The organism is Pelagibacterium lacus (assembly GCF_003345525.1).
Taxonomy (GTDB): Bacteria; Pseudomonadota; Alphaproteobacteria; order Rhizobiales; family Devosiaceae; genus Pelagibacterium; species Pelagibacterium lacus.
Window position 1 is genome coordinate 1 of sequence record NZ_QQNH01000043.1, and the last position, 11376, is coordinate 11376.

8 protein-coding genes and 1 pseudogene are annotated in these 11376 nt (G+C 63.2%); 5 read left to right on the top strand and 4 right to left on the bottom strand.

Annotation, left to right across the window (positions count from 1 at the left end; all coding sequences use genetic code 11):
* Positions 1–148: 148 nt before the first annotated feature.
* Complete coding sequence (uppS, locus tag DVH29_RS15495; RefSeq protein ID WP_114647093.1) at positions 149–892, bottom strand: polyprenyl diphosphate synthase; 744 nt, start codon at positions 890–892, stop codon at positions 149–151.
* A gap of 415 nt (positions 893–1307) precedes the next feature.
* On the opposite strand from uppS, the gene DVH29_RS15500 reads away from it, so the two are divergent.
* The 4 genes from DVH29_RS15500 (at position 1308) to DVH29_RS15515 (ending at position 5936) form a co-directional block, all read left to right on the top strand.
* Positions 1308–2378 carry a polysaccharide biosynthesis/export family protein gene (locus tag DVH29_RS15500; RefSeq protein WP_114647094.1) on the top strand — a complete coding sequence of 357 codons (1071 nt, stop codon included), beginning with the start codon at positions 1308–1310 and terminating at the stop codon, positions 2376–2378.
* Positions 2379–2485: 107 nt separating this feature from the next.
* Positions 2486–2929 (top strand): arsenate reductase/protein-tyrosine-phosphatase family protein, encoded by a 444-nt coding sequence (locus DVH29_RS15505; protein WP_114647095.1) that lies wholly within the window; start codon positions 2486–2488, stop codon positions 2927–2929.
* Positions 2919–5126 (top strand): polysaccharide biosynthesis tyrosine autokinase, encoded by a 2208-nt coding sequence (locus tag DVH29_RS15510; protein WP_114647096.1) that lies wholly within the window; start codon positions 2919–2921, stop codon positions 5124–5126. The genes DVH29_RS15505 and DVH29_RS15510 overlap by 11 nt, the downstream gene beginning before the upstream one ends.
* Before the next feature lie 210 nt (positions 5127–5336).
* Positions 5337–5936: an outer membrane protein gene (locus tag DVH29_RS15515; protein WP_114647097.1), complete on the top strand. Its 600-nt coding sequence runs from the start codon at positions 5337–5339 to the stop codon at positions 5934–5936.
* Between the two features lie 143 nt (positions 5937–6079).
* Here DVH29_RS15515 and DVH29_RS15520 read toward each other — a convergent pair whose 3' ends face one another.
* Positions 6080–7093: an NAD-dependent epimerase/dehydratase family protein gene (locus DVH29_RS15520; RefSeq protein ID WP_114647098.1), complete on the bottom strand. Its 1014-nt coding sequence runs from the start codon at positions 7091–7093 to the stop codon at positions 6080–6082.
* Entirely contained in the window at positions 7090–8439 is a 1350-nt protein-coding gene (locus tag DVH29_RS15525) for a UDP-glucose dehydrogenase family protein (RefSeq protein WP_114647099.1), read from the bottom strand. Before DVH29_RS15525 ends, DVH29_RS15520 begins: the two co-directional genes overlap by 4 nt.
* Before the next feature lie 557 nt (positions 8440–8996).
* Here DVH29_RS15525 and DVH29_RS15530 point away from each other — a divergent pair.
* Entirely contained in the window at positions 8997–9890 is an 894-nt protein-coding gene (locus DVH29_RS15530; protein ID WP_147276136.1) for a tyrosine-type recombinase/integrase, read from the top strand.
* Between the two features lie 126 nt (positions 9891–10016).
* Here the strand turns inward: DVH29_RS15530 and DVH29_RS15535 are convergent.
* Positions 10017–11257 (bottom strand): annotated as a pseudogene (locus tag DVH29_RS15535) (IS3 family transposase).
* Between the last annotated feature and the right edge of the window lie 119 nt (positions 11258–11376).

Consider the following 11376-nt stretch of genomic DNA (forward strand, 5'->3'; position numbering starts at 1 on the left):
CGTGCTGTTCATCGCCAGCTATGTCGGCAGCGTACGGTTCCTGCGCCGCTCGCGCGCCATCTTCCCCTATCGAAGGGAGCGCCTCGCCTCAAGCGCGGCGTAAGGCGCGAAGGCCGGGGCGCGCACGGTGCCCGGGCTACCCGCCCTCTCAGGCCGCGCCGAAATTGCGCTTGCGTTGCATGGCGGTTTCCAGCGTGTTCCGAAGCTCCTCGACCTCGAAATCGGGCCATAGCGTTTCGGTGAACACATATTCCGCATAGGCGGAATGCCAGAGCAGGAAATTGGACACCCGCAAATGCCCCCCGGTCCGGATCACCAGATCGGGCTCGGGCTGTCCGGCCAGATCGAGATTGTTGCTGATCAGCTCTTCGGTGATCGCCTCCGGCGCCAGCCCGCTATCCTGCAGGCTCGCGGCGATGGCGCGCGCCGCGCGCACGATCTCGTCCCGACCGCCATAATTTATGGCGATGTTGAACACCAGACCGCTATTGGCCTCGGTGAGGCTCTCCAGCGATCCCATCATGCGCTGCAGCCGCTCGGACAGGCGCTCGCGATCGCCAATGAAGCGCACCCTGACCCCGGAATCGTGCAATTCCTGCGCCTCGCGCCGGATATAGCGCTCGAAAAGGCTCATCAGAGCCAGCACTTCCTGGTTGGAGCGCTTCCAGTTCTCGGTCGAAAAGGCATAGATGGTGAAATGGGAAACGCCCATCTCCGGCAGGGCCCGCAGGATCTTGCGCACCTGCTCGGCGCCGCGCCGATGACCCACCGGACGCGGCCGCCCGCGCAATTGCGCCCAGCGGCCATTGCCGTCCATGATGATGGCAAGATGGAAGAACCGGCCTGATGGAGGCTCCCCGGCAGGCCGCGCTGGCGCAAGTCTGTTCCACATACGGCCGCCCGGCCCCTCTTTGTTCTTTCAAGCCAATATTATCAATGCACTCTAATACAGGAAAAGCAAACCTGGACAATCAAGCCCCGTATTTTCCTGACAAGTCTGCTCTTGCAGTGTGTCATGATTTGGTCGGGGCGGTGAAGCCCGAAATCCGATGCCGGGGCCATTCTATGCCAGTTGTCCATGACGGCGCCATGAACAGGTGGAAAACCGGTTAATCCTTAGTCCAGCATTTTCTGTTCAACCTGTCGGTCAGACGGCCGGTTGCGGGTCAAACCGCGCCCATGGCTGTGGCCCCGATGCCGCAGTTGCGACACAACTGGCTTTTTTGCATGGCAGGGCGGGTTCCGAAACCCGCCCCATGGCGTATAAGGATGCTGGAACCGACCAGCACAGTGCTTACGGGGGATAGATGATCCGGGTAGTGGTCACCATTTTTGCGGCATTGTCCCTGGCGGGGTGTTCCACGCTGGGCCACACCGAGTTTCCGGTGACTCCCACCGCGCAGGAAAGCCTTCCCGACGATCTCTCCATCGTCAAGCTCGACCCCACCAACATCTCCTATTTCCAGGCGCCGGTGAAAGGGCACGTCCCCACCGGCCTGCCCCCCGCCGGGCGCTGGGACTACAAGATCGGGGTCGGCGACATCCTCGACGTCATCGTCTTCGACCATCCCGAGCTGACCCTGCCGGCCGGGCCGGAGCGCAGCGCGGTGGAAACCGGCTTCCGCATCCAGTCGGACGGCACCTTCTTTTATCCCTTTGTCGGCCAGGTCTATGCGCTCGGCCGCGCGCCCGAGGAAATCCGCGCCGTCCTCAGCGTCAGGCTGGCCGAATTCATCCCCAGCCCGCAGCTCGAAGTGCGGGTCGCCGCCTTCAATTCCCAGCGCGTGGTGATCGCCGGCGAAGTGCACCAGCCCAACCGCCAGTCCCTGACCACCACCCCGCTCAGCCTGCTCGAGGCGATCAACGCCGCCGGGGGCCTCACGGAAAAGGCCGATGCGCGCCACGTCACCGTGCAGCGCAATGGCCGCACCTATCGCGTCGACCTGCAGGGTTTCCTCGCCGGGGGCATGGTCGGCAACAACCCGATCCTCGTCGATGGCGACGTCATCTCGGTGCCCTCCAAGACCACCGAGGAGGCCTTCGTCCTCGGCCAGGTCATCGCGCCGGGCAATGTCGATCTCTCCGGCGATCCGGTGAGCCTCACCCAGGCGCTGTCGCGCCAGGGCTGGATCGACGAATTGCGGGCCGACGCCCGCGGGGTGTTCGTCTTCCGCCTGGTGGCCGGCCGCATGGTGGTCTACCAGCTCGACACCTCGACGCCGATGGGCCTGCTTTTGGGCACCCGTTTCATCCTCGAGCCGCAGGACGTGGTCTATGTCACCCGCTCCCCGCTCTCGAAATGGAACGACACCATCAGCGCCCTGCTGCCCACCGTGCAGGCCGTGCGCAGCGTCCAGGTCGTCACAGCCGATTTGTGAGCGGCCGTTTGCCGCGCTCGCGCACAATATATCGCTTGAGGTCCGACAAGGATTTGTTCAAGGTCTTGCCGATCACGCGAATCCATCGGCCGGGCCCATAGCAGAAGATGAATATCAATTCAGTTCTCGTCGTCTGTGTTGGCAATGTCTGCCGCTCGCCATTGGGCGAACGACTTTTGCGCCAGCACCTGCCGGGGATCGAGATCAGTTCGGCCGGGCTCGGAGCATTAGTCGGCAAGGGCGCCGACGAGACGGCCAGCAAGGTCGCCTCGGCGCGCGGGGTGAGCCTCGAGGGCCATGTGGCGCGCCAGTTCGACGAGGACCTCGCTGCGGGCGCCGACCTCATCCTGGTGCTCGAGCCGGGCCATCGGCGCGACATCGTCGCCCGCTCCCCCCATCTGGCCGGCCGCGTGCTGCTGTTCGACCAGTGGACCGGGGGCACCGGCATCGCCGACCCCTATCGCCGCTCGCAGGACTTTCACGAAGCCGTCTTCGACAAGATGGATAAGGCCGCCAGCGCCTGGGCCAAAAGGTTGACCAATGCTCGATAGAGGCACCGCCGTGCAGCACACCGCCGCCCCTCCCCCCGCCGACCTCGCCGATGACGAGATCGACCTGGGGCAATTGGCGCTCAGCATCTGGGCCGGCAAGTTCTGGGTCGCCGCCTTCCTCGTCCTGGCGCTGGCCATCGGTGTCTTCTATGTGGCGATCACCCCGCGCACCTATCAGGCCGACGCGCTGATCCAGCTGGAAGAACGCTCCACCTCGCTGGGCCTGCCGGCCGCCATGCAGGAGCTGATGGAATCGAGTCCCCGCTCGGTCACCCAGATCGAGATCCTGCGCTCGCGCATGGTGATCGGCCAGGTGGTGGCCGACCTCAACCTCGACTGGACGGCCGAGCCGGTTCTCTTGCCGGTGATCGGCCATGCGGTGACCCGCTTCCGGCTCCCGGTGCCCGACATGGCGGCGCTGACCCCCTTCGCCCGTGCCGACGAGGCCATCGTCCTCGACCTGCTCGAAGTGCCGCCCCAATGGGTCGGCGATCCGATCCAGCTCACCATCACCGCCCCGGCGCAATACCGCGTCACCCTGCCCAATGGCGCCCAGGCCGAGGGCCGGGTCGGCCAGGCGCTCTATCACCCCGATGACGGGTTCTCCCTCCGGGTCGGCGAACTGGTCGGGGCCATCGGCCGCAGCTTCGAGATCACCCAGCGGCGCGAGCTCGACGTCATCAACGCGGTGCGCGGCAACCTCTCGGTGTCCGAGCGCGGCAACCAGTCCGGCATCCTCAGCGCCACCTTCACCCATTCCGACCCGGCGATGGCGCAGCGCATCCTCGATGCGATCATGCAGAGCTATATCGAGCAGAACATCGCCCGCAGCGCCGCCGAGGCCCAGAGCGGGCTCAATTTCGTGCAGCAGCAGATCCCCATCGCCCGGGCGGAGCTGGTCGAGGCCGAGCAGGCGCTGAGCAATTTCCGCCAGGGCCAGCAATCGGTCGATCTCAGCTTCGAGACCCAGAACCTTTTGACCCAGATCACCCGCATCGAGAACGAGCTGGTCGCCCTGCAGAGCCAGGAGGACGAGATCAGCCAGCGCTATACGCCCTCCCACCCGGTCTACCAGCAATTGCTCAACCAGCGCCAGCGCCTGACCGACCAGCGCGACCAGCTGCAATCGGAGACCGAGGCCCTGCCCGAAACCCAGCAGCAGATCCTCAACCTGACCCAGGCGGTGGAAATGGCCCAGGTCAGCTACACCGAATTGCTGCGCCGCGGCCAGGAATTGCAGGTGCTCGAAGCCAGCACCGTGGGCAATGTGCGCCTGATCGACCGCGCGCAGACCGCGCGGGCGGCGGTGGCGCCACGCACCTCGCTGGTCATCGCGCTGGCCGGGGTGCTCGGCCTCATGGCCGGCATCGGCTTCGTCCTCCTACGCAACTGGCTGCGCCGGGGCGTGCAGGGCAGCGAGGAGTTGGAAAAGATCGGCCTGCCGGTCTATGCGACGGTCAACCACACGGCGCGCGCCGCCGCGCTGATGGGCCCCAACCGGCGGAGCCGCGACATCCTCGCCATCGACGATCCCACCGATCTCGCCGTCGAGGCCCTGCGCTCGCTGCGCACGAGCCTCCATTTCGGCATGCTCGACGCCGATACCCGCTCGATCGCCATCACCTCGACGGCGCCCAATGCCGGCAAGAGCTTCACCTCGGTGAACCTCGCCGTGGTGACCGCCCAGACCGGGCAGAGCGTGTGCCTGATCGACGCGGATTTGCGCCGCGGCCAGTTGCGCAAATATTTCAACGCCCCCAAGATCGGCCTCGCCCAGGTGCTGGCCGGCGAGGCGGCGCTGGACGAGGTGCTGATCGAGGGTCCGATCGCCGGGCTGAGCTTCCTGCCGGCGGGCGAGTATCCGCCCAACCCGTCCGAATTGCTGATGCGGCGCTCCTTCCGCGACCTGGTCGTGGAGCTCAACGACCGTTTCGATCTCTCGATCTTCGACACCCCGCCGGTGCTCGCGGTGACCGATCCGGTGATCATCGCCCAGGCCGTGGGCGCGACCATCGGCATCGTACGCTTCGACGAAACCCCGCTGGGCGAGGTCGAAGCCATGAAGCGAACCCTCGAAGCCTCCGGTGTGCGCATGAGCGGCGTCGTGCTCAACGGCTTCGATCCGCGCAAGGCCAAGACAGGTTCCTACAGTTACAGTTACAGCTACAATTACCGCTACTCATATAAGAATAGATGAGAGGATCGTCCCGCGAAGGACTGGGACACAGCGCGGCGATATTATCATTGACGGGGATCAGACGACCCAAGATATGTTGCCGATACGCCACACATGGGCGAAAGCGGATTTTAATCGTCCGCGATCATTGACCCTCGTTCATATTTTGGCAATCATTCCACCGTAATTTTTGCACAAAGGCGCCTTCCCGTCCTCGTCAGGAGCGAATTCATGAAAACCACGCTTGCTATCGCTGCAGCTATCGGGTTGACCGCATTGCCCGCGGTAGCAGCCGATGTTATCCAGCCCGCCCCGATCATGCCGATCCTGACCTCGCCGGTCAGCGCCCATGACTGGACCGGCTTCTATATCGGCCTGACGGGGGCCTATGCCAATGTCAGCAGCAATTCCGGCGCCCCCAGCGAGAACATCTTTGGCGTCGGCGTGCATGCCGGCTATATGCTCGACATGGGCGACATGGTTGCCGGGGTGCGGGCCGAATATTCGCCTTCCTCGCTGTCCAATCTCTCGGTCGGCGGCGTGACCCTGGGCGATGTCGGGCGCCTGACCGGCCAGTTCGGCCTCAAGCTGGGCGATGGCGGCAGCACGCTGGCCTATGCCATGGGTGGCCTCGGCGTCGCCCGGTCGACCAATGCCGGCACCGACTACACCGATCTGGGCTGGACCGTCGGCGCGGGCGTGACCCAGGCGCTTTCGGACTCCTTCTCGCTGACTGGCGAAGTCAGCTATATCCATTTCGACAATGTCAGCGGCACCACGGTCGACGTCGACGGCGTCGGCGTGGTCATCGGCCTGTCCTACCACTTCTAGAGTGTTTCCAGGATAAGTGGGCACCACTTGTCCGGTTCGGAAACGCGATAAAACAAGGCCTTAGAGCCCCGCTTCCGCGGGATATATCGGAACGATCGATCAAGGGCGGCGCCAAGCCGCCCTTTTTGCGTTGGGGCTTCCGCCTATTGCCGCGTGCGATAATCGCGATACCAATCGACAAAGGCCCCGACCCCCTCCCCCACGCTGGTCGCCGGGACATAGCCGGTCAACGCCCGCAAAAGCTCGGCACTGGCGAAGGTGGCCACCACGTCGCCCTGCTGCATGGGCAGCATGATCTTGTCGGCGGGCTTGCCCAGGACGCCCTCGATGGTCTCGATGAAATCCATCAGCCCCACCGGCTCGCCGCCGGCGATATTGACATTGCGCCATGGCGCCACCGGGGAGAGGGAATCGACAACGCCCTCTTCGGTCAGCGGCGCGCCTTCCACCGGCACGCAGGCGGTCAGCCGCATAATCGCTTCAACGAGATCGTCGATATAGGTGAAATCGCGCTGCATCCGGCCCTCACCATAGACCTCGATCGGCCGGCCGGCCTCGATGGCGTCGACGAATTTGTACAGCGCCATGTCCGGGCGACCCCAGGGCCCATAGACGGTGAAGAAGCGGAAGCAGGTGGTCGGGATCTTCCACAGATGCGCATAGGAATGGCTCATCGCCTCGCAGGCCTTTTTGGTCGCCGCATAGAGCGAGACCGGGAAATCGGTGCGATCGGTTTCGGCGAACGGCATGTGTTCATTGCCGCCATAGACCGAGGAGGTCGAGGCGACCAGCAGGTGACGGCAAGGGGTGGCCCGCACCGCTTCGAGGAGGTTGAACGTGCCCAGAAGATTGGCGCTGATATAGGCCTCGGGATGCTCGAGCGAATAGCGCACCCCGGCCTGCGCGGCGAGATGGACGACCACATCCGGGGCGAAGCGGCGATAGGCGTCCTCGAGCACCGCCTTGTCCTCGAGCAGGGCCTCGACGAGGCTGAAGCCGTTGGAGCGGCGCAGGATGTCGACCCGGGCCGCCTTGAGCGCCGGATCGTAATAGGCGGTCATGCCGTCGAAACCGGCCACCTCATGGCCATCGGCCAACAGGCGCCGGCAGAGGTGGAAGCCGATGAACCCGGCCGCCCCGGTGACGAAAACCTTCATTCGGCGGCGTCCGTCTGCACCGGATCGAGGACGGGCACCTGGTCGCTGCGGCCGATCGAGATATAGGCCAGCCCGGCCTTTTCCACCTCGGCGCGGCGATAGACATTGCGCAGATCGACCAGCACCGGGCTGGCGAGCAGGCTCTTGACGCGGTCGAGGTCGAGCGAGCGGAACTGGTTCCATTCGGTGACCAGCACCAGGCATTCGGCGCCCCTGGCGACGTCATAGGCATCGGCGCCGTATTCGACCCCGTCCAGCACCGTCTTCGCCATCTCCATGCCTTCGGGATCATAGGCCCGCACCCTGGCGCCGGCATCGAGCAGGGTCTGGACGATGGCGATCGAGGGGGCGTCGCGCATATCGTCGGTTTCCGGCTTGAAGGTGAGCCCGAGCAGGCCGATGGTCTTGCCGCGCACATCGCCGCCGCAGGCAGCGATGACCTTGCGCCCCATGGCGCGCTTGCGCGTATCGTTGACCGCCACGGTGGTTTCGATCAGGCGCAGCGGGGCCTCGTAATCCTGCCCGGTCTTGACCAGCGCCAGCGTATCCTTGGGAAAGCAGCTGCCGCCATAGCCGGGCCCGGCGTTGAGGAATTTCGCGCCGATGCGGTTGTCGAGCCCGATGCCGCGCGCCACCGCCTGCACGTCGCCCCCCGCCTTCTCGCACAGATCGGCGATCTCGTTGATGAAGGTGATCTTCATGGCGAGAAAGCCGTTGGCGGCGTATTTGATCAATTCGGCGGTGCGGCGCCCGGTGAACATCAGCGGCGCCTGGTTGAGATAGAGCGGGCGATAGACCTCCTCCATCACCGGGCGGGCGCGGTCGTCCTCGAGGCCGACCACGATGCGGTCGGGGCGCTTGAAATCGTCGATCGCCGCGCCTTCGCGCAGGAATTCCGGATTGGAGACCACGACGCAATCGGCATCGGGATTGGTATCGGCGATGATGCGCTCGACGGCATCGCCGGTGCCCACCGGTACGGTCGACTTGGTGACGATGACGGTGAAGCCGGTGACGGCGCGGGCGATATCGGCGGCGGCGACATAGACATAGCTCAGATCCGCATGGCCATCGCCGCGGCGCGAGGGCGTGCCCACGGCGATGAACACCACATCGGCATCGGCGACGGCGGCGTTAAGATCGGTGGTGAACGACAGGCGCCCGGCCCGGGCATTGGTTTCGACCAGCGTTTCGAGTCCGGGCTCATAGATGGGGATTTCCCCGCGCTTCAGCCGGGCGATTTTGTCCTCGCTGATATCGATGCAGACGACGTCATGCCCGAAATCGGAAAAGCAGGCCCCGCTCACCAGGCCGACATAGCCGGCGCCAATCATTGCAATCTTCAAGTCTTTTTCCTCGCATCGCGCACAAACGCCGGAAAGCTAGAGGATCGAGCGGCCCCTGCCAATCGATGGTTTGCCCATCTGCGCACAGCTTTGCTGCAATTTTGCGAAGAGTTTTGGGCGGATGGCATTAAGCGTTATCGAACATTGGGCGGCGTTTCAGGTCCACTATGGCTTTCCAAAGTTGTGCCTTAACCTTGTTTAGGGATTAAAACAACCAAAGCTCGACTTGGGCACCATTCCTATTAAAGTCTGATGACGGTCCTCGCCAAAGACCGGCCTTGCTGGTTGGCACATCCCGCATTAGGGCGGGTGCCACGGGGACGGCCATCCCCGCAGACACCCTGACCATGCAAGACTCACTGCATAGACAGGAGCTGACATGGCTATCCTTTCTCTGGACGCGCCGCTGCGGCGCGTCAATGTCTCTCTATCGTTCCCAGCCTTTCGGACGAGCAAGCCAGTAGGCATCGCCGCTTCCGGTTCAAGGCGCTAGGGGAACCCATCATGACATTGCTGGTAAGAACCACGACGAGCAAGGCTCGTTGCGGGAGGTCGTCATGAATAACGACTGGATCTCGTCCCTGACCCGCTTGGACGGCGCCTATGCGCCCACTACCATCAGGGGCTACCGCAGCGATTTTTTGAACTTTTCGCAGTGGTGCGCTTCAAACGCTCTCGCGGCGTTGCCAGCAGAGGTTTCGACTGTTTGTGCCTACATTGACGCCCATGCGGGAATTCTGAAACCGTCAACGCTGAAGCGGCGCCTCGCGGCAATTCGCATGATCCATAGCTTGCTCGACCTAGGCGATCCTACGCTGTCGCGAGACATCAAGCTGGCGCTTCGCCGAGTCATGCGCCAACATCCTGCCCGTCCCGATCAAGCACTCGGGATCACGGCCGAGCGACGCGACAAGCTGCTTGCGGCATGCGACACCAATCTAAAGGGACTGCGTGATCAAGCGCTTGTCAGCGTAGGATTCGATACCCTTTGCCGACGCTCTGAGCTTGTAGCTCTGCGCATTGAAGACATCGAGTACGATGACGATGGCACAGCAAAGATTCTAGTGCGAAGAGCGAAGAATGACCCTGTCGGACAGGGCCGCATCGCGCATCTAAGTTCACGTTCGATAAAATTGATCGAGGACTGGCAGGATGCAGCGGCGTTTGAAGAAGGCCCTTTAATCCGGCCTGTTCGAGGAGACATCGCCTACCCGCGGCATATGGCTTCAATCATTGTAAGCCGGGTGCTGAAAGAGTTGTCGGCAAAAGCCAATTTCGATGAAGATGCAGTCTCATCAGTGAGCGGCCATTCCCTCCGCGTCGGTGCGGCCCAGAGTCTGGTAAAAATGGGCTATGGCCTTTTGCCCATTATGGCAGCTGGCGGATGGCGATCGGCGGAGGTCGTCGCGAGATATGTGGCGCACGTGGAACTTAATCCGTGGCGCGATTAGCTGATGAGCAGTTCAGGCAATTGGTATTTGTTCATCATGCGTCACACAGGTTTTAAAAGCCAGAAAACGCAATGGCGGGCGGCGCATGGAGTGGACCCCATTTCACCGGACAGTCGGCGGTTTGGTTTATGCACTGAGGTGCAGGAACTCGCGTGGTGAGCGGAACTTGAGCCCGGAGTGCGGGTGGACCTCACAGTAGTCCTCGATCCATTCGGGCAGCAAGGCCAGGATAGTGTCGGCATCTGGGAGGATGACGGTTGAGGCGTAGTCCCTTTTCAGGGTTTTGACGAAGGCCTCGGACATGCCGTTGCTCTGCGGGCTTCGGACCGGGGTGAAGAGCAGGTCGATGCCCAGTGCCGCGGCCACTTGAGCGGTTTGCCTGGCGATATAGGCGCTGCCATTGTCCGAGAGCCATTCCAACCGGTGTGAGAGCTTCAGCGTCCAGAAGCGGCGCTAGACGGCCGCGATCATCAGATCACAGACCATCTCGCTGGAGATGCCAGCATTGGCGACTGCCGACCAGGCAATGATCTCCCGGTCGCAGGCGTCGATGACGAAGACGATGCGCACCACCTCGCCATTGCGGGCATGGATCTCGAGGTGGTCGGAGCACCACCGGATATTGGAGCGCAGGGCAACAACGACACCGTCATGGGTCCGCGCGGGCCGCAAGGCGGTGTGCTTTTGAAGGGTTAGCCCGTTCTGCTGCATGACCCTGAGAACCCGCTTGGTGTTGACTGTGGGCTTGCCCTGCTTGCGCCGCTGCCGGTTGAGCAATGCCGTGACACGCCGATAGCCATAGGTGGGACGCTGGTCGATGATCGGACGCATCTCGGCAAGCAGGGCAACATCCTCGGGCTTGCGATAAGGGCCGCGCGGCTTTGACGGCTTGTTGGCGCGCTCGATGAGGTTGGACCTGGAGACGCCAAGCGTTCGGGCGATCACGCTCATTGGGTATCGTCCGCGGGATTGCTCCACGAGAGCAAGGGCGAGGTCCGTTTTTTTGGGCGGGCGAGTTCAAGGGCTTCCTTGAGGATCTCGGCCTCCATGGTCTTCTTGCCTAGCATGCGCTCGAGGTCACGCACGCGCTTCTCCAGATCGCGGACCTGAGAGGCGCCGACAACATCTTCGTCGGCCTGAACGGCTGCGTGGCCACCTTCGAGCATGCGGCGCTTCCAGGCGAAAAGTTGGGAGGGGGAAATGCCAGCCTGGCGGGCCACATAGGAAACACTCATACCCGGCTGCATGGCTTCCTCCACCAGCCGAACCTTCTCGGCCACGGACCAGCGCCGGCGGCGCTGCACGGAGGTGATGACTTCGACCCGTCGAAACGGCTCATCGGAACTCTTGGACATAGTCGTACTCATAGGCGCATGCCTATGCCTTATCGGCTAGGTCGATTGTCCGGCTGACGTTGCCCCTTGGAGCTAATCCAGTTTGAAATAGACTCTGGCCCATCGAAAAGGACCAGAGATGAAGCGCAACA

Coding starts and splice junctions, on each gene's coding strand:
- uppS (WP_114647093.1), bottom strand. CDS start 892: ATGTGGAACAGACTTGCGCCAGCGCGGCCTGCCGGGGAGCCTCCATCA.
- DVH29_RS15530 (WP_147276136.1), top strand. CDS start 8,997: ATGAATAACGACTGGATCTCGTCCCTGACCCGCTTGGACGGCGCCTAT.
- DVH29_RS15515 (WP_114647097.1), top strand. CDS start 5,337: ATGAAAACCACGCTTGCTATCGCTGCAGCTATCGGGTTGACCGCATTG.
- DVH29_RS15500 (WP_114647094.1), top strand. CDS start 1,308: ATGATCCGGGTAGTGGTCACCATTTTTGCGGCATTGTCCCTGGCGGGG.
- DVH29_RS15505 (WP_114647095.1), top strand. CDS start 2,486: ATGAATATCAATTCAGTTCTCGTCGTCTGTGTTGGCAATGTCTGCCGC.
- DVH29_RS15510 (WP_114647096.1), top strand. CDS start 2,919: ATGCTCGATAGAGGCACCGCCGTGCAGCACACCGCCGCCCCTCCCCCC.
- DVH29_RS15520 (WP_114647098.1), bottom strand. CDS start 7,093: ATGAAGGTTTTCGTCACCGGGGCGGCCGGGTTCATCGGCTTCCACCTC.